At 62.5% G+C, this 21,845-nt stretch carries 21 protein-coding genes; 12 read left to right on the top strand and 9 right to left on the bottom strand.

The features are described from left to right. Positions 1 to 11 precede the first annotated feature (11 nt). The 10 genes from ACW9UO_RS04945 to cysE all read left to right on the top strand — a co-directional run bounded on the left by ACW9UO_RS04945 (position 12) and on the right by cysE (position 8,851). Positions 12 to 425, top strand: a complete 414-nt coding sequence (locus tag ACW9UO_RS04945) for a phage major tail protein, TP901-1 family (protein ID WP_457087873.1) — start codon at positions 12 to 14, stop codon at positions 423 to 425. A gap of 3 nt (positions 426 to 428) precedes the next feature. Next, on the top strand, positions 429 to 755 hold the full coding sequence (locus tag ACW9UO_RS04940) for a GTA-gp10 family protein (protein WP_457087872.1): 327 nt from the start codon (positions 429 to 431) through the stop codon (positions 753 to 755). Then, positions 752 to 949 (top strand): rcc01693 family protein, encoded by a 198-nt coding sequence (locus tag ACW9UO_RS04935; protein WP_457087871.1) that lies wholly within the window; start codon positions 752 to 754, stop codon positions 947 to 949. Before ACW9UO_RS04940 ends, ACW9UO_RS04935 begins: the two co-directional genes overlap by 4 nt. Beyond that, positions 949 to 1,599 (top strand): phage tail tape measure protein, encoded by a 651-nt coding sequence (locus tag ACW9UO_RS04930; RefSeq protein WP_457088602.1) that lies wholly within the window; start codon positions 949 to 951, stop codon positions 1,597 to 1,599. Before ACW9UO_RS04935 ends, ACW9UO_RS04930 begins: the two co-directional genes overlap by 1 nt. Positions 1,600 to 1,614: 15 nt before the next feature. Then, positions 1,615 to 2,247, top strand: a complete 633-nt coding sequence (locus tag ACW9UO_RS04925; protein ID WP_457087870.1) for a phage distal tail protein, Rcc01695 family — start codon at positions 1,615 to 1,617, stop codon at positions 2,245 to 2,247. Continuing rightward, positions 2,247 to 3,131 carry a DUF2163 domain-containing protein gene (locus tag ACW9UO_RS04920; protein WP_457087869.1) on the top strand — a complete coding sequence of 295 codons (885 nt, stop codon included), beginning with the start codon at positions 2,247 to 2,249 and terminating at the stop codon, positions 3,129 to 3,131. The genes ACW9UO_RS04925 and ACW9UO_RS04920 overlap by 1 nt, the downstream gene beginning before the upstream one ends. Next, positions 3,128 to 3,562 (top strand): NlpC/P60 family protein, encoded by a 435-nt coding sequence (locus tag ACW9UO_RS04915; RefSeq protein WP_457087868.1) that lies wholly within the window; start codon positions 3,128 to 3,130, stop codon positions 3,560 to 3,562. Before ACW9UO_RS04920 ends, ACW9UO_RS04915 begins: the two co-directional genes overlap by 4 nt. Next, positions 3,562 to 7,566 (top strand): baseplate multidomain protein megatron, encoded by a 4,005-nt coding sequence (locus tag ACW9UO_RS04910; RefSeq protein WP_457087867.1) that lies wholly within the window; start codon positions 3,562 to 3,564, stop codon positions 7,564 to 7,566. Before ACW9UO_RS04915 ends, ACW9UO_RS04910 begins: the two co-directional genes overlap by 1 nt. A gap of 4 nt (positions 7,567 to 7,570) precedes the next feature. Next, positions 7,571 to 7,873, top strand: a complete 303-nt coding sequence (locus tag ACW9UO_RS04905; RefSeq protein WP_457087866.1) for a DUF7742 family protein — start codon at positions 7,571 to 7,573, stop codon at positions 7,871 to 7,873. Between the two features lie 168 nt (positions 7,874 to 8,041). After that, positions 8,042 to 8,851 carry a serine O-acetyltransferase gene (gene cysE, locus ACW9UO_RS04900; RefSeq protein WP_457087865.1) on the top strand — a complete coding sequence of 270 codons (810 nt, stop codon included), beginning with the start codon at positions 8,042 to 8,044 and terminating at the stop codon, positions 8,849 to 8,851. A 22-nt stretch (positions 8,852 to 8,873) separates the two neighbouring features. Here the strand turns inward: cysE and ACW9UO_RS04895 are convergent, their stop codons facing one another. The 7 genes from ACW9UO_RS04895 to ACW9UO_RS04865 form a co-directional block, all read right to left on the bottom strand. Continuing rightward, positions 8,874 to 10,784, bottom strand: a complete 1,911-nt coding sequence (locus ACW9UO_RS04895) for a beta-galactosidase (RefSeq protein WP_457087864.1) — start codon at positions 10,782 to 10,784, stop codon at positions 8,874 to 8,876. After that, a complete protein-coding gene (locus tag ACW9UO_RS04890) occupies positions 10,781 to 11,389 on the bottom strand; it encodes a 2-dehydro-3-deoxy-6-phosphogalactonate aldolase (RefSeq protein ID WP_457087863.1) in 609 nt (202 codons plus the stop codon). The genes ACW9UO_RS04895 and ACW9UO_RS04890 overlap by 4 nt, the downstream gene beginning before the upstream one ends. Next, the gene (locus ACW9UO_RS04885; RefSeq protein WP_457087862.1) at positions 11,386 to 12,288 is read right to left on the bottom strand and encodes a 2-dehydro-3-deoxygalactonokinase; all 903 of its coding nucleotides are present in this window, start codon (positions 12,286 to 12,288) and stop codon (positions 11,386 to 11,388) included. The genes ACW9UO_RS04890 and ACW9UO_RS04885 overlap by 4 nt, the downstream gene beginning before the upstream one ends. A gap of 297 nt (positions 12,289 to 12,585) precedes the next feature. Further along, on the bottom strand, positions 12,586 to 14,670 hold the full coding sequence (locus ACW9UO_RS04880) for an alpha-galactosidase (RefSeq protein WP_457087861.1): 2,085 nt from the start codon (positions 14,668 to 14,670) through the stop codon (positions 12,586 to 12,588). Further along, entirely contained in the window at positions 14,667 to 15,515 is an 849-nt protein-coding gene (locus tag ACW9UO_RS04875) for a carbohydrate ABC transporter permease (protein WP_457087860.1), read from the bottom strand. The genes ACW9UO_RS04880 and ACW9UO_RS04875 overlap by 4 nt, the downstream gene beginning before the upstream one ends. 1 nt (position 15,516) lies before the next feature. Then, positions 15,517 to 16,443: a carbohydrate ABC transporter permease gene (locus ACW9UO_RS04870; RefSeq protein WP_457087859.1), complete on the bottom strand. Its 927-nt coding sequence runs from the start codon at positions 16,441 to 16,443 to the stop codon at positions 15,517 to 15,519. Positions 16,444 to 16,600: 157 nt separating this feature from the next. Then, positions 16,601 to 17,839 (bottom strand): ABC transporter substrate-binding protein, encoded by a 1,239-nt coding sequence (locus ACW9UO_RS04865; RefSeq protein ID WP_457087858.1) that lies wholly within the window; start codon positions 17,837 to 17,839, stop codon positions 16,601 to 16,603. 141 nt (positions 17,840 to 17,980) lie between these two features. Here ACW9UO_RS04865 and ACW9UO_RS04860 point away from each other — a divergent pair, with 141 nt between their 5' ends. After that, positions 17,981 to 18,766 carry an IclR family transcriptional regulator gene (locus ACW9UO_RS04860; protein WP_457087857.1) on the top strand — a complete coding sequence of 262 codons (786 nt, stop codon included), beginning with the start codon at positions 17,981 to 17,983 and terminating at the stop codon, positions 18,764 to 18,766. A gap of 34 nt (positions 18,767 to 18,800) precedes the next feature. Continuing rightward, the gene (locus ACW9UO_RS04855; protein WP_457087856.1) at positions 18,801 to 19,862 is read left to right on the top strand and encodes an ABC transporter ATP-binding protein; all 1,062 of its coding nucleotides are present in this window, start codon (positions 18,801 to 18,803) and stop codon (positions 19,860 to 19,862) included. A gap of 53 nt (positions 19,863 to 19,915) precedes the next feature. On the opposite strand, the gene ACW9UO_RS04850 is transcribed toward ACW9UO_RS04855, so the two are convergent. Together ACW9UO_RS04850 and ACW9UO_RS04845 are read right to left on the bottom strand one after the other, a co-directional pair. After that, on the bottom strand, positions 19,916 to 20,365 hold the full coding sequence (locus ACW9UO_RS04850) for a CBU_0592 family membrane protein (RefSeq protein WP_457087855.1): 450 nt from the start codon (positions 20,363 to 20,365) through the stop codon (positions 19,916 to 19,918). Between the two features lie 135 nt (positions 20,366 to 20,500). After that, entirely contained in the window at positions 20,501 to 21,775 is a 1,275-nt protein-coding gene (locus ACW9UO_RS04845) for a pyruvate dehydrogenase complex dihydrolipoamide acetyltransferase (RefSeq protein WP_457087854.1), read from the bottom strand. Positions 21,776 to 21,845: the final 70 nt, after the last annotated feature.

The following is a 21,845-nucleotide window of genomic DNA, read 5'->3' as shown; positions in this document are numbered from 1 at the left end:
GAGTACGCAAAATGGTTGCACAAAATGGCAAGGACCTTCTGATCAAGGTCGATCTCAGCGGCGCGGGCCAATTCGAAACGATGGTGGGTCTGCGGGCCAGCCGCATCAGCTTTAACGCCGAGCAGGTGGATGTCACTTCGCTGGAAAGTGCGGGCGGCTGGCGCGAATTGCTGGGCGGTGCCGGGGTGAAGAGCGCGGCGATTTCGGGCGCAGGCATCTTTAAGGATGACAGCACAGATGAGCGGGCGCGTCAGATTTTCTTTGACGGCGAAGTGCCGCGTTTTCAGGTGATTATCCCCGATTTCGGCACCATCGAAGGGCCGTTTCAGGTGACCGGTCTGGAATACGCGGGCAGCCACAATGGCGAGGCCACGTATGAGCTTTCACTCGCATCTGCGGGCGAGCTGAACTTTGTGGCGATCTGAGCCATGAGCAATCCGTGGAGGGGCGAGGTCACACTGACCATTGATGGCGAGGCGCGGGTGCTCAAGCTGACGTTGGGTGCGCTGGCCGAGCTGGAGGAGGCGCTGGCCGAGGGATCGCTTGTCGATCTGGTCGAGCGGTTCGAGGCGGGCCGGTTTTCGAGCCGCGATGTGCTCGCGCTTATCGTGGCGGGGCTGCGCGGCGGCGGGTGGCAAGGCGGTGCGCGTGATCTGGTGCAGGCCGAGATTGCCGGTGGTCCAATTGGCGCGGCGCGGGCCGGGGCCGAGCTTTTGGCGCGGGCCTTCATGGTGCCGGATGAGAGCGCGGCGTGACCCGGATCAATTGGCCAAAGCTGATGGAGGCGGGGCTGCGGGGGCTTGGCCTGAAGCCAGATGAATTCTGGGCGCTGACCCCGGCGGAGCTGATGCTCATGCTTGGGGTTGGCGCGGATGGCGGAGCCCTGACACGGGACCGGCTGGATCAGTTGATCGCGGCCTTCCCCGACGATGAGAAAGGAACGGAATGATGGCGGAACTGGACGGATTGGACGATCTCGATGTCTCGGTCGATGCGCTGGCGCAATCGCTGGGATCGGCGGGCACCTTGGCGGCGGGCTTTGACGCCGAGTTGAAGCGGATACACCAGACGTTTGCGGCCACCGGCAATCAGGCGCGCACCTTGGGTTCGACGCTGTCGGGCGGGCTTCGCAAGGCGATTGACGGCGTGATCCTGGATGGGATGAACCTGTCGGATGCGCTTGGGATCGTTGGGAAATCTATGATCAACGCGGCGTTCAATGCGGCGGTGAAGCCGGTGACCGATCACTTCGGTGCGCTGTTGGGCGGGGTGATGAATTCGGTGATGCCGTTCGAGAAGGGCGGCGCGTTTAGCCAAGGCCGGGTGACGCCGTTTGCCAATGGCGGCGTGGTGAATGGCCCGGTGCATTTCCCGATGCGGGGCGGCACTGGGCTGATGGGCGAGGCCGGGCCAGAGGCGATCATGCCGCTGACGCGCGGGGCCGATGGCAAGCTCGGGGTGCGCTCCTCGGGCGGGGGCGGGTCGGTCAACGTGGTGATGAACATTCAGACGCCGGATGCCCAAGGGTTCCAGCGCAGCCAGAGCCAGATTGCAGCGCAGATGAGCCGCGTGTTGGCGCGTGGCAATCGCAACCGATAAGCGGAGGGGGAGAACATGGCTTTTCATGAGGTACGGTTTCCTGCGAACCTGAGTTTCGGCTCGGTTGGCGGGCCTGAGCGGCGCACGGATATTGTGACGCTCGCCAATGGGTTCGAGGAACGCAATACGCCGTGGTCGCAATCGCGCCGGCGCTATGATGCCGGGCTTGGGCTGCGGTCTTTGGACGATATCGAGCGGCTGATCGGCTTCTTCGAGGCGCGGCAGGGCCAGATGTACGGCTTTCGCTGGAAGGACTGGGCGGATTACAAATCTGCCATTGCCAGCAAGGAGTTGGCCTATACCGATCAGGTGATTGCCTTGGGCGATGGGGCCTCGGTGGTGTATCCTTTGGTCAAGACTTATCGGTCGGGCACGGCGGAATATGTGCGCCGGATCACCAAGCCGGTGCAGGGCACAGTGCGCATTGGCGCGCAGGGCGACGAGCTGCGCGAAGGGGTGCATTACGAGGTGGATACCGCGACCGGGCTGGTCACGTTTGACAGCCCGCCGTTGCAGGATGGCGAGATCACCGCCGGGTTTGAATTTGATGTTCCGGTGCGGTTTGACACCGACCGGATTGCCACGTCGGTGGCGTCTTTTCATGCGGGCGAGGTGCCGTCGGTGCCGGTGGTGGAGGTGCGGATCTGATGGCGCTTTCCGAAGACCTGGCGGCGCATGTGCAGAGCGGTCTGACGACGCTGTGCCGCGCCTGGGCGATTGACCGGGCGGATGGCACCGTCTTTGGCTTTACTGATCATGACCGGGCTTTGGCCTTTGACGGGATGGAGTTTCGTGCCGATACCGGGCTGTCGGCGATGGCGTTGCAGCAGGGCACGGGGCTGTCGGTTGATAACTCTGAGGCCGTTGGTGCGCTGTCGGATGCCTCGATCACCGAGGCCGATATTCTGGCCGGTCGGTTTGACGGCGCCGAGGTGCGGGCCTGGCTGGTAAATTGGCAGGATGTGAGCCAGCGGCAGATGCTGTTTCGCGGCACCATTGGCGAGATGCGCCGGGTGGACGGCGCGTTTGAGGCTGAGCTTCGCGGACTGTCGGAGGCGCTGAACCGGCCATTTGGGCGGGTGTTTCAGACGCCCTGTACGGCGGTTTTGGGCGACCGGGCTTGTGGGTTTGACACTGCGACGCCGGGGTTTGGCTGGCAGGGTGTGGTGCTGGCGGTGGCGGAGAGTTCGACTGTAACGCTTGATACCGGCGGCGCGTTTGAGGCCGGTTGGTTTGAGCGCGGGCGGTTGGATGTGCTGTCGGGGGCGGCACAGGGGCTTTTCGGCGCGGTCAAGCGGGATGAGGCGCTTGAGGCGGGGCGCGAGATTGAGCTGTGGGAGCCGTTGCGGGCGGTGATTGCGCCCGGCGACAGTGTCCGGCTGACGGCGGGCTGTGACAAGCGGCTGGAGACCTGTCGGTTCAAGTTTGACAACGTGCTGAATTATCAGGGGTTCCCGGATGTGCCCGAGGATGATTGGCTGATCGTCAACCCGGCGCGCTCTGGCGCGAAAGCAGGAGGGAGCCGGAGATGAGCGGCGTGGTTGCGGCGGCGCGGGGGTGGATTGGCACGCCCTATCTGCATCAAGCCTCGGTGCGCGGAGCGGGCTGTGACTGCCTTGGCCTGTTGCGCGGGGTGTGGCGCGAGGTGCTGGGTGATGAGCCAGAGACCGCGCCGGCCTATACGCTGGACTGGTCCGAGCCGCAGGGCGATGAGCGGTTGTGGCGGGCCGCGATGCGGCATTTGCGGCCCAAGCCGATCCCAGAGGCCAGCCCCGGCGATGTGCTGCTGTTTCGCATGCGCGAAGGCGCGGTGGCAAAGCATCTGGGGCTTCAGGCGCGGATCGGCGCGCGCGCCAGTTTCATTCATTCCTACAGCGGCCACGGCGTGACGGAAAGTCCGCTGAGCGGCCCTTGGGCGCGGCGCATCGTGGCGCGGTTTGCCTTTCCAGAGGAGACCATCTGATGGCGACTATTGTTCTTTCCGCGGCGGGTGCCGCACTTGGCAGCGCCGTTGGCGGCACGTTCCTTGGGCTGTCGATGACGGCGGTTGGCCGGTTTATCGGGGCCTCGGTGGGGCGCGCGATTGACCAGCGGCTGATGGGGCAGGGTTCGGAGGTTGTGGTGGAAGGCAACCGGATCGACCGGTTCCGGGTCAACCGCGCGGGTGAGGGTGCGCCGATGGCGCGCAGCTATGGCCGCACGCGGATGTCGGGGCAGGTGATCTGGGCCAGCCATTTCACCGAACATGTGACCACCAAGAAAAGCGGTGGCGGTGGGGGTAAGGGGGCACCGGCGCAGCCTTCGGTCAAGTCGACGACGTATTCCTATTCCGTCAACCTTGCGATTGCGATTTGTGAGGGCGAGATTACCGGGATCAGCCGGGTCTGGGCCGATGGCGAGGAAATCGCGCCTGGCGATCTGAACCTGCGGATCTATCCGGGCAGCGCCGATCAATTGCCCGATCCCAAGATTGAGGCGGTCGAGGGCGCGGGGGCGGTGCCGGCGTATCGGGGCACGGCCTATGTGGTGATTGAGGATCTGGAGCTGACGGATTTTGGCAATCGTGTGCCGCAGTTCAGTTTCGAGGTGCTAAAGCCGGTGCAGACCGAGACGCCGGAGGGCGCGAACGAGGTGCCGCACAATCTGCGCGGGGTGGCTCTTATTCCCGGTACGGGTGAGTACGCTTTGGCGACGACGCAGGTGCAGTACAAATACGGCGAGGGCAGTTACGGGCTGGCCAATGTCAATTCGCCCTCGGGGCGCAGCGATATGGAAACCTCGCTGGACCAGTTGGTGCAGGAATGCCCGAATATGGGGGCGGCGTCGCTGGTGGTGAGCTGGTTTGGCGACGATCTGCGCTGTGGCAGTTGCGCGGTCAAACCCAAGGTCGAGCAGACCCAGTATGATGGTGCCCGCGCGGCGTGGCGGGTGAGCGGGCTGGCGCGCGCGCAGGCCGAGCGGGTTGTGCATGATGGCCCCGAAGCCGACGCCAAGCCGCTGTATGGTGGCACGCCGTCGGATGGCGCGGTGATTGAGGGCATTCGGGCGTTGCAGGACCGGGGGCAGGCGGTGATGTTCTATCCGTTTATCCTGATGGAGCAATTGGCGGGCAATAGCCTGGCCGACCCTTATAGCGATGCGGCGGACCAGCCGGTTTTGCCATGGCGCGGGAGGATCACCACGTCGGGTGCGCCCGGTCAGGCCGGCTCGCCCGATGGGACGGCGGCGGCTGAGGCGGAGGTGGCGGCGTTTTTCGGCACTGCGCAGGTTGGGGATTTCACGGTTGGTGGGCAATCGGCGGCGGCGGGGGGCGTGATTGATGCGCTGATTGCTAAGGAGAAGGTGATTGACACGACGGTGGCTTATAGCGGCCCCGACGTCTGGCGCTATCGCCGGTTTATCCTGCATTACGCTGCGCTGTGTGCGGCGGCGGGCGGGGTGGACGCCTTTTGCATTGGCTCAGAGATGCGCGGGCTGACGCAGATCCGTGGGGCGGGCGGCAGCTTTCCTGCGGTGGAGGCGATGATCGCACTTGCGGCGGATGTGCGCGAGATCCTGGGGCCGGATACCAAGATCGGCTATGCGGCGGATTGGTCGGAGTATTTCGGCTATCACCCGCAGGATGGGTCGGGGGATGTTTACTTTCACCTTGATCCGCTTTGGGCCGATTCCGAGATCGATTTCATCGGGATCGACAATTACATGCCGCTGTCGGATTGGCGCGAGGGCGAGGAACATGCGGACGCCGGGCATGGCACGATCTATGACCTCGACTATCTGCGCGGCAATGTGGCGGGCGGCGAGGGCTATGATTGGTATTACCCGACGCCCGAGGCCTTGGCCGCGCAACGGCGCATTCCGATCACGGATGGCGCGTATGGTGAGCCTTGGGTGTTTCGGTACAAGGACATCCGCAATTGGTGGGGCAACACGCACCACAACCGCATTGGCGGCGTGCGACAGGCGCAGCCGACCGCCTGGCTGCCGCAGGGCAAGCCGGTGTGGTTTACCGAGTTCGGCTGCGCGGCGATCGACAAGGGCACCAACCAGCCCAACAAGTTCCTTGATCCAAAATCGAGCGAATCCAGCTTGCCGAAGTTTTCCAATGGACGGCGTGATGAGCTGATCCAGCGGCAATATCTGCGCGCGGTGACGGACTTTTGGGGCGCGGTGGACAACAACCCGGTGTCGGTGGAATACGGCGGCCCGATGATCGATATGGCGCATGCCATTGTTTGGGCTTGGGACACGCGGCCTTTCCCGGCGTTTCCCGGCAACAGCGCGCTGTGGAGCGATGGCGGCAATTACACGCGGGGGCATTGGCTGAATGGGCGGGCCTCGGGGATTTCGCTGTCGAAACTGGTCGAGGAACTTTGTCTCGAGGCTGGGGTGCTGGCCTATGACGTGTCGGGGCTGCACGGCTTTGTGCGCGGTTATACCAGTGGCGATACCGGCGATATGCGGCGGCTGTTGCAGCCGTTGATGCTGCGGTTTGGCTTTGATGCGGTAGAGCGTGACGGGGTGCTGGTTTTCCTCATGCGCACCGGGCGCGGGGCCAAGCAGATTGACGCGGAGCGGCTGGCGGTGAGCAGTGAGCTGAATGGCACGCTGACGCAGAACCGGTCGTCCGAGGCCGAGATGGCGGGGCGGGTGCGGCTGGAGTTCATCCGCTCGGATGGCGATTATGAGACGATTGCCGAAGAGGCGGTGCTGCCCGATGAGGCGACGCATGCGGTGTCGCGCAGCGAGGTGCCTTTGGTGATGACGCGCGGCGAAGGCCGACAGACGGTGGAACGCTGGCTGGCCGAGGCGCGGGTGGCGCGCGAACAGGCGCGCTTTGCGTTGCCGCCGTCGCGGTTGGATGTTGGGCCCGGCGATGTGGTGTCTTTGCCCGAGGACGGCGGGCGCGCGCTGTACCGCGTGGATCGGATGGAAACCGGGCGGGAACAGATCATCGAAGCGGTGCGGATCGAGCCCGAGGTTTATGTGCCGGTGGATGTGGTGGATGAGCCGGGCAAGGTGAGCCCATTCGTGGCGCCGGTGTCGGTGCTGCCGCTGTTCCTTGATCTGCCGCTGATGACGGGCAACGAGGTGCCCCATGCGCCCCATATCGCCATCACCGCCAAGCCTTGGCCGGGCAGTGTGGCCGTCTATGACGCGCCGCAGGATTCGAACTATGTGCTGAACGATATCTTTGCCGCGCGCGCCACCTTTGGCGTGACACAGGCACCGCTGTTTGCCGCCCAAACGGGGCTGGTGGACCGGGGGGATGGGCTTCAGATCAAGCTGTCGACCGGCACGTTTGAAACGGTGGATGATGCGGCGCTGTTATCGGGGGCCAACCTTTGTGCCATCGGCGATGGCAGTCCGGGCGGCTGGGAGCTGTTTCAGTTTCGCGATGCCGAGCTGATTGACACCGACACCTGGCGGCTGAGCCACCGGTTACGTGGGCAATTGGGCACCGATGCGCTGATGCCGGAGGCTTGGCCGGTGGGGTCGTATATCGTGCGGCTTGACGGGGCACCGCAACAGATCGATCTGGCGGCGACGTCGCGCAGGCTTTCGCGGCATTTCAGGATTGGCGCGGCGCGCCGGCCGGTGAGCGACCCGAGCTATGTTTACGAGGTGCAGGCCTTTGACGGCAACGGGTTGCGACCGCTTAGCCCGGCGCATCTGCGCGGCGCATGGGCGGGTGGCGATCTGGCGCTGAGCTGGATCCGGCGCACCCGGATTGATGGCGACAGTTGGGACTTGGCCGATGTGCCGCTCGGCGAGGCGCGCGAGGCCTATCTGCTGCGCATCCTGGACGGCACGACTGTGCTGCGCGAGGCGACGCTCACGACGCCCGACTATGCCTATACGGCGGCGGATCAGGCGGCGGATGGGGCCGGTGCGGGCTTTGCCGTTGAGGTGGCGCAGCTCTCGGATGTTTACGGTCCGGGGCTTTTCACGCGATGGGAGGCCTGAGCCGATGCGGCCGGTTCTGCATGGCGATGTAACGGCGGCGGCGCGGGCGCTTTTGATGGTGCCCGTCGCCGCCCGCGAAACCCTGTGCCAGCGCATGATCGAAGAGGCCGATTTCGCCGACCGCTATGCCAAGCGGATGGGGCGGCCGCATCGCGATTGGGGCAATGGCACCTTGATGGCGGCGGCGCGGGCCAGACCGCTTGCCGCGGAACCGGCGCTGGGCGAAGAGAGCTATTGCCGCTGTCTTGAGATGGTGTTTCGCACCTTGCTCGATTGGCGTGTGGCCCGGCGCAGTGGGGCGCAGTAAGGCGCAGACTGGAAATGGTTCGCTCATGGTTAATTCTGCTACTGCGCTGCAATGCTTCGATTTTTCGACAGTCTTCACACGCCGTTATGGCGCCAATCACAGGTTTGCATTTGGCACCGGGCCTTTGCGTGATATATCTAGGGTACGAAAGCCGATCACGAGGATGCCATGGCCCGTACACAAACGCATATCGCAGAAGTCGACCCGATCTGGGCGCGCGTTCTGAATGAGGCGGAAAAAGCCGTCGCGGATGAGCCGCTTTTGGGCGGGTTGATCCACCAAAGCGTGCTGCATCACCCCTCGTTGGAGCGGGCGCTGAGCTATCGGATTTCGCTGAAACTGGCCTCGGGTGAGATGTCTGAGCAGATCCTGCGCGAGATTTGTGATGAGGCCTATGCCTCTGATCCCGCGATCGGGCGCTCGGCGCGGGCGGATATTTCGGCGGTGTATGATCGCGATCCGGCGTGCCACAGATATTTGCAGCCGCTGCTTTTTTTCAAAGGATTTCAGGCGGTTCAGTCCTATCGTATCGGGCATTGGCTGTGGAATGAGGGCCGCCGCGACATGGCCTATTTCATCCAGATGCGGGTGTCCGAGGTGTTTGGCATCGACATCCACCCCGCCGCGCGCATCGGCAAAGGCATCATGATTGACCACGCCCATTCCATCGTGATTGGCGAAACGGCTGTTGTCGGTGACAACGTGTCGATGCTGCATTCGGTGACGCTCGGCGGTACCGGCAAGGAAGAGCAGGACCGTCATCCCAAGATCGGTGACGGCGTGCTGATCGGCGCGGGGGCCAAGGTGCTGGGCAACATTCGGGTGGGCAATTGCTCGCGGATTGCGGCCGGGTCCGTGGTGCTGGCCGAGGTGCCGCCGTGCAAGACCGTGGCCGGGGTTCCGGCGCGGATTGTGGGCGAGGCGGGCTGTGACCAGCCGGCAATGTCGATGGACCAGATCCTGCGATCCGGGGCGTAAAGCACGCCCCGGATGCACTTGATTATGCGCGCTTAACTGAGATTGGTGGCAGGGTTATACCGGCCACCTCAGCCGGGCTTTGGCTGTAGTTAAACCAAAAGGTCTCGGCCCCGGTGTCGCGGCGGCGCACGCCTTCGGGCATGTCGCAGGTCGCGATCCCGGTTTGGCCACAGGCCCATTCCAGCACCCGTTTCAAAGCCACATCATCCAGCCAACCGGCGACATAGGCCAGTTTGCCTTGAGAAATCAGCACCGGATAGCCGTCTTCGCTTGTCTCGATAACCTCTGCTGAGGTCTCGATAAACTCGCGGTACAGCGTGACCGCGCCAGCGCTGGCCAGCGCCACCGGCATGTCTGGCCGCAGGCTTTCCACCCGCGACACTGTGGCGTCAAGGCCGGGCATGGCGGGGGGCAGTGGCACCGGGATGTTCATGCTTGCGTTGCGCGCGCCACTGCGGGGCCCCAACAGGCAAACAGCATCACTGTCGACCAGCGCAGATTTCAGCGCGTCGGGCATGTACATCAGCCCCGGCGCGGCGATTAACTTGTAGCCCGAAAGGGCACCCTCAGGCCGCAGAATGTCCACCGAAAGCCCCAGTTTACGCAATCCGCGATAGGTTTCGAACACCAGATCGAAATAGCTTAGGCCCTTGCCATGCGGCTGGATTTGCCAAGCCCAATCCGCCTCGTAATCAAAGATCAACGCCACCGGAGCCTGCGCCATCGCCACGTCCGGGGCATCGGTCAGCTCCGCCGACACTTCGCGCGCTTCTTCAATCGCAGGCGCATCGGCGCTGTCGGGGCGCAGCATCCCGGCGTGCATCAATTCCTGCGCCATCGGAGCCTGTCGCCAGCGGAAGTAACACACCGCCTCGGCGCCGTGGGCAAAGGCCTCCCAGGTCCACAGCCGCACCATGCCGGGCAGGGGCGCGGGGTTATAGGGGGCCCAGTTCACCGGGCCGGGCTGCTGCTCCATCACCCACCAGCGGCCCTTGCCAACGGCGCGATAAAGATCGTGGTGGAAGGCTTGGAAATCGGGGTCGCCTTGGCGGGCATAGGTCCGGCGCTGCGCCTCATTCGCCGGAACGCGGTCTTCGAGAAAGCCCAGCGGATAGCTGTCCCAAGAGGCAATATCGAGATCGTCGCCAACTTTGAAATGATCGAAATCGGTGATCTTTCCCATATAGTTATGGGCAATCGGTGCCTCGGTATGGGCGCGAATGATCTCGGTTTGCAGGCGGTTGAACGTGACCACCTCATCCGAGGCGAAGCGGCGGAAATCCAGCAGATGGCTGGGGTTCGGCTCGGTCACGGTCAGGTTGGGGAGGTCGATCTGATCGAAACTGTCGTACTCCATCGACCAGAATACATTGCCCCACGCGGTGTTGAGCGCGTCGATATCGCCGTCATTGCCGCTGCCCGGATACTGCCCGCGCAGCCAGCCTTGAAAGGCCTGTCGGGCGGCATCGGAATAGGACAGGATGGTATCGTGGCAGCCGTATTCGTTGTCGGTCTGCCATGCGGCGACATGCGGGTTCGCGCCATAGCGCGCGGCGAGTTTCTCAACAATAACAGCGCAGTCGCGGCGAAAGCCAAGGTGGCTAAAGCAGTAATGCCGACGCGAGCCGAACTTGCGCACCCGCCCTTCGGCATCCACCGCCAGCATGTCGGGATGCTTGTCGATCATCCAGCGCGGCGGGGTGGCGGTGGGGGTGCCGAGCACCACTTTTAGCCCCGCCGCCCCGAGAACCGCAATCGCGTCGTCAAGCCAGCCAAAGTCATACTGCCCCGGTTGCGGCTCAAGCCGCGACCATGCAAATTCACCGATCCGCACCCATGTCAGCCCGGCCTCGGCCATCCTGCGCGCGTCTTCTTCCCAGATCGCGCGCGGCCAATGTTCGGGGTAATAACAGGTGCCGAGGGTGCGTTTCATGCAGGCACGCCCGCATCATAAGCGGCCACAATCGCGGCGGCCTTTTCGCCAACGTCAGCGGCGCTCATCCCTGGTTTGTACAGCGCCGAGCCGATGCCAAAACCGGTGACGCCCGCGTCAAACCACTCACCAAAATTCTCCGGCCCTGCGCCGCCAACGGCATAGGTTTTGGTGCCTGCGGGCAGCACCGCGGAAATCGCGGCAAGGCCCTTGGCCCCGACCAGAAAACCGGGAAAGAATTTCAGCCCGTCCGAGCCGTGGCGCAGCGCGGTAAAGCACTCTGACGGCGTGGCCACACCGGGATAAGACAGCATTCCCAAAGCTTTGGTGCGGTCGATCACATCCGGGTTGCAGTCGGGCGAAACGATCAAGGTGCCGCCCGCCGCCTGAACGTCTTCGACTTGCGCGGGGGTCAAAACGGTGCCTGCGCCAACGGTGGCGCGGCCCTTTAACCCTTCGGCCAAGATACCGATGGATTTCATCGGTTCGGGCGAATTCAGCGGCACTTCGATCCGGTCGATCCCGGCGGCCACCAGCACCTCGCCGATCTCCAACACCTCGGATGGCGTGACGCCACGCAGAATGGCAATAATTTCCCGGCTCATGATGTGCTCTCCTCATAGGCGGCGTTCAGGCCCGCCAATACAATGTCTGCGCCGTCCATCTCGCGCACCGATGCGCCCTGCGGGGCCAGTGCGGCGCGATAGAGCGCGTTTAATTTCGGGGCACCGATCAATACGATCTCGCGCCCCAGCCAATAGTCTTTCGCCCCGGCGATCTCTAACCCAAGCAGCAGCCCCGAGAGCCGCGCTTTCGACGTTGCCGCCTCGGTTCCATCCAACAGCGACCCGGCGCGCAGTGAAAACAGTTGGGCTGTGACCTTATGCGAGGCGCTCATCGCGTCACTAACCGCCGCGTCAAACGCCGCTTGATCCCAGCCGTCGCCCGTCACCGAATGGCGCAGCACCGATTGGCCCGAGAGCAGCGCGAACATCTCGCCGGTCATAAAGGTGCGAAAGCTGACGATCTCACGCGCGGATATATGCACCCATTTGGTGTGGGTGCCGGGCAGGCAGAGCACGCCGTCAAACTCGGGGTTGTCGGCCAGAAATCCAGCGATCTGGGTCTCTTCGCCGCGCATCACGTCCGCTGGGCTGGCCTGCGCCACACCCGGCAGGATCGACACTGCTAACCGCGGGTCCGAGACCTCGGGATGGATGGCTTCGGCCACCCCCGGTGCGGTGCAGGGCACGTTGACATACGGCGCCTCGGCCCAGCCCTGACGCGCGCCCACCATGCCGCAGGCGATCACCGGCACGCGACCGGTTTCGGGTAAATACGCCTCAACCAACCGGAGCAATTCCGGCTCAAAGCCATCACGCTCCAGCGCGCCCATGCCTTTGTCAGAGGTGACCATCTCAAGTGGCCCATCCGGCCCCATCACCCAAGCGCGCAGGTTTGATGTGCCCCAATCGACGGCGATCCAATTTGCAATTGTATTCATAATATCAGCCTGTTGTTACTGCGCTGCCATCCACGACCCGGGCCTGACCGGTCATCCTCCGGCTGGTCCCTTATGCAAGGAAAAGCACCGCATCCACGATGTCCTGCGGGGCCAAATGATCCTTGAGGGCGTGCCGCTCGCGGTGAGCGGTCTGCGCCTTGGGGGTGGCCCACATATCCATTTTCTTTTCGGCCAGAACCCAGCGCGGCGCAAGGGCGTTTCCCCCAATAAGGCCCGCGCTGAACGCGGGCCTTGCTATCGCCGGTTGCTGTCAGTTGCATGGCACGCTCCGCAGGCTCAGACCAGTGTGCCGGTCACGACCCACATGGTCTCGGGGAAACTCCACGGCAGGGTCAGCCCGTGGCTCATCAGATAGGCACCCGACAGCACGAGGTCTTCGGATTTGATTGTCTGATCCCCGCGCGACAGGCCGGGCGCGTCGCCCCGGTTCATCAGCGTGATCCGGTAGTGTCGATCCGCCGAAAGCCGGGTCAGCCGCAGGGGGCGGGGGGCGATCTGCGCCGAGGTCTCGGCCTTGCCGGCAAAGACCACAAAGCGCCCGCCGCCCTGTTCAAGCTGCTGTTCGGCAATCACCGCCGGGTCGGCACTGTCGAGCCGCAGGATATCGGCGCCGGCCATCCAGTCGCGGTTGTCTTTCCACCACTGCGTGACGTCGGTCAGCACCTGCGTTTCATCCTCGGTCAACTCGCGCGGGTCCATTTCAAACCCAAGATGGCGTTGCGCCGCCACCCAAGCCCGCATCCGAATGTCGATGGTGCGGCCCGAGGTGTGGCAGGTGCGCGGGCCAACGTGGCTGCCCGTCACCACCATCGGCAGGAACAGCGCGGCGTTGTGCTGGATCTTCAGCCGCTCAATCGCGTCGTTGCTGTCAGACAGCCAAACCCGGTGGGTGCGCTTGAGAATGCCAAAGTCAATCCGCCCGCCACCCGAGGCGCAGCTTTCAATTTCCACCTTGGGAAAGGCCTCGCGCAGCCGGTCGATCAGCGCATAAGAGCCCCGGGTTTGCGCCGCATCCGGCATCGGCAGAACGCGGTTATGGTCCCATTTGATATAGTCGATGTCGTTGTCTGCCAGCACCTTGCCGATGCGGTCAAACAGGAAGTCGCGCACCTCGGGCAGCGCCATGTTCAGCGCCATCTGCTGACGGCCAAGGATCTGATCCGCGCCGCCCAATGCCCAGTCGGGATGGGCACGAAAGACGTTAGAATTCTCGTTGATCATCTCGGGCTCGAACCAGATGCCAAAGCTCATGCCCAGCCCGTGGATATGATCGATCAGCGGGGTGAGACCTTCGGGATATTTGCGCGGGTCCACCTCCCAATCCGACAGCGATGTGGTGTCATCGTCGCGGTCGCCAAACCAGCCGTCATCAAGCACAAAGCGCTCGGCCCCAAGGGCGGCGGCGCGGTCGGCGATGTCTTTCAGCTCGGGCAGATTGTGATCAAAATAGACCGCTTCCCAGCAATTGTAATGCACTGGTCGGGGTCGGGCGGCATCGGGGAAATCAACGATCCGGTCGCGCAGATGACGCTGGAACGCCACGGCACAGCCATTCAGCCCGTCGTCCGAGAACATCGCATAAAGCGGCGCGGTGGCGAAATGCGTCGCCGGGGCGGTTTCAATCCGGGTGGCATGGCCGAACTGCACTTGGCGGCGGCCATCGGGCAGTTCTTCGGCGGTCATGCGGTGGCCACCGGACCAGCCGTAATGGAAGCCATAGGCGTGGCCGCTGGCATTGGTCGCGCCCCGGCAGGGCACGATCAGACCGGGGAAATGTTCGTGCCCGGTGCGCCCGGTGCGGTTCTCGCGGTAGCGGATGCCAGCAGACCAGGGCGTGCGGTTGATCTGAAACTCGCCACACCAGCGCCCGGCGAAATCAATCATCTCGTCGCTGGCCTGCGGGGCGGGGAACACCGGGGCCGACAGCCAGTGCAGGTGCATCGGCTGCGCCGCCTCGATCTCGGCCCGCGCCTCGATCACATGGGTTTGCGGATCAATCGAGAAGGCCGCGCGATAGGTCAGCGTAGCGTCCTGATCGCGGAAGGTGAGGGACAGCGAATTGTCGCGAGCCTCGGCTCGCTCAAAGCAGAACTTCGGCAGATGCGGCTTGCCCGAGGTATCGTGGATCACCAGACCGGGCTGGCCGGGAAAGCTTCGTGTGGCCTCGGGGCAGATCGACAGTTCGGGGTTGGCATCCAGCATCCCGCCGGTCACGTCGATGGCATGGGCGCGGGCAAGTGTCTTTAGGTTTTCACCGTCAGGCAGGCGCGGCCCCCAATAGACCACCTCAGCGAGGTGGCCGTTTTGGCAGGCCAGCACCAGCGTTTGACGGGTGTCGTCCAAACGCCAGCATTGGATCATTTTACAGCTCCGAGTGTGAGGCCAGCAATGAAGTGGCGCTGCATGAGAAAGAACATCAGGACCGGCGGCAGAGCAGCGACAATCGACCCGGCCGAGACCAGATGCCACGCGGCAACCCATTGACCGTTCAGCGAATACAGCCCGGCGGTGATCGGCTGTTGATCGGCCCCTTGGGTCAGGACCGTGGCCCAGAAGTAATCGTTCCAGATGAAGGTAAAGATCAGCACCGACAATGCGGCAAGCGCCGGTTTCATCAAGGGCATGACCACATACCAGAAGATGCGGATCTCGGAGATGCCTTCAACACGGGCCGCCTCGATAAGCTCGAACGGCAGCGCCTTGATGAAGTTGCGCATGAACAGCGTGCAGAACCCGGCCTGAAAGGCGATGTGGAACAGCGCGAGGCCATACCAGGTGTTGTACATGCCCAGATCCAACGTCAGATCGCGCACCGGCACCATCAGGATCTGGAACGGCACAAAGTTGCCCGCAACAAACATGAAGAACAACAGCAGGTTGGCCTTGAACTTATAAACCGCCAGCGCAAAGCCGGTCATGCAGGAAATCGCCACCGCGCCGATCACCGTCGGGATTGTCACCTTGAACGAGTTCAGGATGTATTTGCCGATCGGGGTCTGCTCAAAAATCGCGGTGTAGTTTTCGATCAGGTTAAAGCTGGTCGGCCAGCCCCAGTAGTTGCCTGCGGTGATGTCACCCGCCGAGCGTACCGAGGTCAGCGCCACCGCGATCAGCGGCAGCAACCAGACAATCAGCGCAATCGGCAGAGCGATCTTATAGGCGGTTTGCGTCGCCGGAGAGGTCTTTTCGATTGGTGTGGGAAACATCTCAGTGCCCTCTCTCGTCGCGGTACATTTTGTAAAGGAAACCAGTGATATAGACCATCATGATCAGGAACAGCACCACAGCGATGGCCGCGCCATAACCCATGCGGAAGCCGTATTCAGAGAACGCCTGTTCATACATGTAAAAGGCCAGCACGCGCGACGATCCCCAAGGTCCGCCATCGGTCATGATTGAGATCAGATCGAAAGAGCGCAGCGCGCCAATCACGGTGACAACCACGGCGATAAAGGTCGCCGGGCGCAGCTGGGGCAGGATCACATACCACAGCATTTTAACGCCCTTGGCATTGTCGAGCCGCGCGGCCTCGATCTGTTCGGGGTCCACGGCGTTCAGGCCGGTGAGATAGAGGATCATGCAATACGCCGTCTGCGGCCATAGACCGGCGGCGATGATGCCATAGGTCACGTAATCCTCATCCGCGAGCACAGCAATCGGCTCGATCCCGACCCAACCCAGCGCAATGTTCAACAAGCCGAAATTGGGATCGTAGAACCAGGCAAAGACCAGACCGACAACGACCTGAGAAATCACGAAGGGGAAGAAAAACAGCGACTTATAGATGCGGATGCCGCGCACTGTCTGGTTGAGGAACAGCGCCACCAACAGCCCGCCGGGGATTGCCAACATATAAAGCACCAGCCAGAGCACGTTGTTTTTCAACGAGGTATAAAACGCCTCGTCATCCATCAGCTCGACATAATTCGAGGTGCCAACCCATGTCTTTTCGCCCAAACCATCCCAGTCATAGAACGAGATGTTGATCGACTGGAAAATCGGGATGATCACGTACATCGCGAACATAAAGATACCCGGCGCAAGAAACAGCCAGGGCGCAAGCCGCTGCTGGTTCTGCTTCCACCACGTCTTTTGCGCGGGGGGATGGGTATCGGGAAGGGCAGGGGCGGTCATGACAATACCTCCGGACAACAGCGGTCCTGTCCCGGGTTTGATCCGGAACCTCGTGGGAAACATGTGGGGAAAGTCCCGCTCCGGGGAAGGCCGGGCGCGGGATAAGATTGGGTGAGAGGCCCCGGTTTTATCCGAGGTCTCTCACCCTGTGACGGTCTTATTTGTAAACGCGACCGCGCGTTTTTTCGAGCCGCTCAAGGATTTTGTCCATACGCTCTGGCTTGACCATGAACTCTTGGAACCCTTCCATGCCCGCCTTGGCCATTTCGGCCGGGTAGTCGCGGTCAAAGAACTGCGCGATGCCGCCATCGGTGCCGTTCAGCATCTCGTAACCCGCTTGTAGGAACTTGTCGTCGCCCACTTGCGAGTCCTTGTTGATCGGCAGCTGGCCGAGGGTCATGTTGACCTCGGTCTGCACTTCGGCGCGCGCGAGGTAGGCGAGGAACTTCTTGGCATCTTCCTTGTTTTTCGCGTTGGCCGGGATGTGCATCGTGTCGGTCGGTGCCTCTTCGGCCATCGCCACATCCGGGTTGATCATCGGGAACTGGAAGAAGCCGATTTGATCATCCGTCAGGCCCGCTTCGCGCAGCGGGGCCACGGCAAAGTTTCCCATGACATACATCGCCGCATCGCCCTGAACCATTGGGGCCAGCGCCTCTTGCCAGCTATAGGCCGCGTGGTTTTCAAGGAAGAAGTCCGCTTCGATCAGCTCTTTCCAGTTGTTGAAAGTGGCTTTGACGCGGTCATCGGTCCATTCAACCTCGCCCTTGCCCAGCGCCATGTGGAAATCATAGCCGTTGGTGCGCAGGTTGAGATAGTCAAACACGCCGCCGGCGGTCCACAGGTACTTGGTGCCGATGGTGATCGGGGTGATGCCGGCTTCGTTCAGCTTGGCGCCAGCGGCTTTGAACTCGTCCCAGTTGGTGGGGACGGCGATGCCGTTCGCATCAAAGATGTCTTTACGGTAGTACACGCCCCATTGGTAATAGGTGTACGGCACGCCCCAGATTTTGCCATCGATGGTCATCGAGCCAACCGAAGAGGCGAGTGATTCTTTCAGGCCGTTCTCTTCCCAGACATCATCCACCGGCTCAAACAGGCCCGCATTGACGTAGGGCAGCATGCGGTTGCCCGCGTACCAGTTGGCCAGGTCCGGCGAATCGGCGGTGAGGAAGTTGCGGATCGAGGTCTTGTAGCCTTCGTGATCAAACAGGTTCCAAGTCACTGTGACATCGGGGTTTTCGGCCTCAAACCCTTTGATCAGCGCCTCGAATGCGGCCTTCGGGGCCGGGTCGGATGTGTCGGTGTTGATCACCAGTTCGCCCGCCAGTGCGGCCGATGTGATCAGTGTCGAAGCAGCCAGCGCCGCCGTCAATTTCAGTGCTTTAAACATCATAGTCTCTCCCTATCTCCTCCACTGCAAAAGTCCCAAATAGTGGAACAATTGTTTTGCATGTTGATCTTCTAGTCCGAAAGTGCTACGAAAGTCAAGAAATTCTTCCTAAGCAGATCCCGAGAGGGTGAGGGGGCCAAGATCATGAACAAGCAGGTCGGAGCGGACGGCACCGTGGGCAAAGCCTTGGGGCTTCTTGATATGGTGGTGGCTTTTGGCCGCTCTGTGCGGTTCTCCGAAGTGCTCGAAGTCAGCCCGTTTCCAAAGGCCACAACCCACCGTCTGCTTCAGACGCTGACGAATCAGGGCATGTTGGCCTACGATTCCGAGCGTCACGTCTATGTGCCCGGCATGCGGCTGGTGCGGATCGCGCGCCACGCGTGGAACCAATCGTCGCTCGCGCCGCTGGCACTGCCGTTTATCCAAACGCTGGCGGCGGATGTGAATGAGACCGTTCATCTGGCGCAGATGGAAAGCGGGCGGGTGGTGTTTATTGAAAAGACCACGCCGGAGAGTGGCTTTCAGACGATGGCGCGCCCGGGCCGCCGCTCGCCGGCGCATTGCACCGGGGTTGGCAAGGTGATGCTGGCGTTTATGGATGACGCGCACCGCGCGCTGGCGTTGGGGGCGCAGACCTATGAACGCTTTACCCCGAAAACCCACGTCGGCCCCGATACGCTTGCAACCGAGCTTGCGCAGATCCGGGCCGAGGGCGTGGCCTATGATCGCGAAGAGCATGAAGAGGGCATCATCTCGATTGCGGCCCCGATTGTCGGCGGATCAAGCCGGGTCATTGGGGCGCTGTCCATCGTGACGTCGACCTTTCGCATGTCATTGGATGACATCCAAAAATTCCGCCCTGCGTTGCAGCGGACGGCGGCGCAGATCGGCGCAGAGGCGGCTGTTTGGCCCTATCCGATCGCGCAATAATTACAGTTTAATATTTCCTGGGAGAGGAAACCGAATGTCAGGTGTTGCACTTAACGGTGCCGTAAAACGATACGGCGAGGTTCAGGTTATTCACGGCGTGGACCTGCAAATCGAAGACGGCGAATTCTGCGTCTTTGTCGGCCCGTCGGGCTGTGGCAAGTCCACTCTTTTGCGGATGATCGCAGGGCTCGAGGAAACCTCGGCTGGCAAGATCAGCATCGGTGGCCGCGATGTGACCCGCGCCGATCCGGCCGAGCGTGGCGTGGCGATGGTGTTCCAGACCTATGCGCTTTACCCGCATATGTCTGTCGAGGAAAACATGGGCTTTGGCCTCAAGATGAACGGCGTCGACAAGGCGACGGTCAAATCCAAGGTCGGCGAGGCCAGCCGCATTCTCAAACTTGACGACTACCTTGACCGCAAGCCCAAGGCGCTGTCTGGCGGCCAGCGGCAGCGGGTTGCGATTGGCCGGGCGATTGTGCGCGGGCCAGAGGTGTTCCTGTTTGACGAACCGCTGTCGAACCTTGACGCGGAATTGCGTGTCGACATGCGGGTCGAGATTGCGCGCCTGCACAAGGAAATCGGCGCGACGATGATTTATGTCACCCACGATCAGGTTGAGGCGATGACCCTGGCCGACAAGATCGTGGTGCTGCGCGCCGGGTATATCGAACAGGTCGGCAGCCCGATGGAGCTGTATCAGAACCCCGACAACAAGTTTGTGGCGGGCTTTATCGGCTCGCCGAGCATGAACTTTTTGGCCGCCAAAGTGTCGGGCAACGGGGTTGTGGTGCCGGGGCTGGATGGTCGGCATGTGCCTGCCAGCGTCGCGCTGCCCCCCGAGGGCAGCGATGTGATCATCGGCGTGCGCCCGCAGAATCTGACGGTGTCGGAGGTGCCCTCATCGGTGCGCATCGACATCCGCGAACGGCTTGGCGGGGTGGCCTATGACTACCTGATCTCGGCCACTGGCGAACGTATCGTGGTGGAAACCCGTGGTGATGAGGCGATCCCCGAAGGCACAGCCGTCACGCTGGATTTTGACCCGGCCGACGCGATGTACTTCGACGCGAAAACCGAGGCGCGGTTGCGCTAACCCCCTCAGTTCACGCCTTGGCCCGCATCCCTGAGGATGTGGGCCAAGGTGGATCATGACGCCTGCCGCATGGCGGGAGGAGTGACCAGCGGCACGGCGTCCTGAATATCGGAGGGTGTGCGGTACGCGGGCTGCACGGGCGAAAGGTGCTGTGCCTGAACCTTTAACTTGCGGCTCTTGCGCCACCGACGCCAGCGCACAAGAATGCCCCCGAGCGACATGACAATGTAAAAGCCTTGGATCAGCGCCGCACTCAGGTTGAAATCGACCTGAAGGCTGAGCAAGACGCAGGCCGCTGCCGTCAGGACCAAGGCGAAATACAGCGGGCTGGAACTGTTGATATAGCCGGTGCTCAAACAGAAAAATCCGCCGACATACAACATGACCCCGACGATGCCCAAGGCCCTGAACGTGGCCTCATAGTCGGAAAGTGACTCAAAATAGGTAACCATAACATCCTCAAAAAAAGGAAAAATAACAACACAGAAAAGCTGGCCGGACACGCCGGCTCAGGAAAAACTTATAGCAGGAATGAGGGTCGTGTCGGGTGCGCCATCCCACACTTGACAGAGGTTTTCACGCCGCCTTCACGCGATATTTGCGATATCCGCCGTCAGGTCAGGCCAGATTAGGCCAAGTCAGGCCAGCAGCGCGAGCGGGTTTTCCAACCCGTCTTTGATGGCCGTCAGCAGCTCGGCCCCAAGCGCGCCATCAATCACCCGGTGATCGACCGACAGCGTGACCGACATCACGGTTGCCACGCCAAGCGTGCCGTCTTTGCCGACCACAGGTTTCTTCACACCCGCGCCCACCGCAAGGATCGCGCCATGTGGCGGGTTGATCACCGCGTCGAAATTATCAACGCCGAACATACCGAGATTGGAGATCGCAAAAGAGCCGCCCTGGTATTCCTGCGGGCTGAGTTTGCGGTCACGGGCGCGGGCGGCGAGGTCTTTCATTTCGGCCGACAGGGTCGAGAGCGATTTGGTGTCAGCGTCGCGCAGCACCGGGGTGAACAGCCCGCCTTCGATGGCCACGGCGACGGCAACATCCGAGGGGGTCAGCCGCAAGATACGGTCGCCCGCCCAGACGGCATTGGCGTCAGGCACCTGTTGAAGCGCTGCGGCGCAGGCCTTGATGATGAAGTCGTTGACCGAGAGTTTGACCCCGCGATTTTCAAGTTGCGCGTTGATTTCGCTGCGGAATTTCAACAGCGCGTCGAGTTGGATGTCGCGGCGCAGATAGAAATGCGGGATCTGCTGCTTGGCCTCGGTGAGGCGGGCAGCGATGGTTTTGCGCATGCCGTCGAGGGCGACTTCTTCGTAGTCGCGGTCTTGATAAAGCGCGGCAATCTGGCTGGCAGAGGGCGCGGGCTTGGACGCAGGCGCGGCGGATGCCGGCGCGTTTGGCGATGCTTTTTCCGGGGCCTTGGCGGTGGCATCCGCCCCCTCAACATCGGCGCGCACGATCCGCCCGCGCGGGCCGGAACCGGTGAGCGCGGCAAGGTCGACGCCCGTGTCCGCGGCGATGCGACGGGCCAGCGGCGAGGCAAAAATCCGCGCGCCATCGCTGGCCTTTCGGGCCGGGGGGGCGAGCGTGTCGGAGCCCCTTTCAGGGGCCGCCTCCGGTGCGGGCTCTGCGGTTGGCGCGTCGATGTCATCCGCGCTTTCGCCGTCTTCGAGCAGCACCGCGATCGGGGTGTTGACCTTGACCGCCTCGGTGCCGTCTGAAACCAGCAATTTGCCGATCACGCCGTCGTCGACCGCTTCGAATTCCATCGTTGCCTTGTCGGTTTCGATCTCGGCCAGCAGGTCGCCGGAGGTGACGGTGTCGCCCTCCTTGACCAGCCATTTCGCCAGCGTGCCTTCTTCCATCGTAGGGCTCAGGGCGGGCATGAGAATTTCGGTCGGCATGGCTTTGTCTCCGGTCGGGGCGCTGGCGGCGCGGGTGGGAACGAGGGGCCAGCCCCTCGCGCTCCCCGCG

This window comes from Marinovum sedimenti (genome assembly GCF_054052205.1).
Note: the sequence above shows the minus strand (reverse complement) of the source record. Positions and strands in the feature narration are given on the sequence as shown.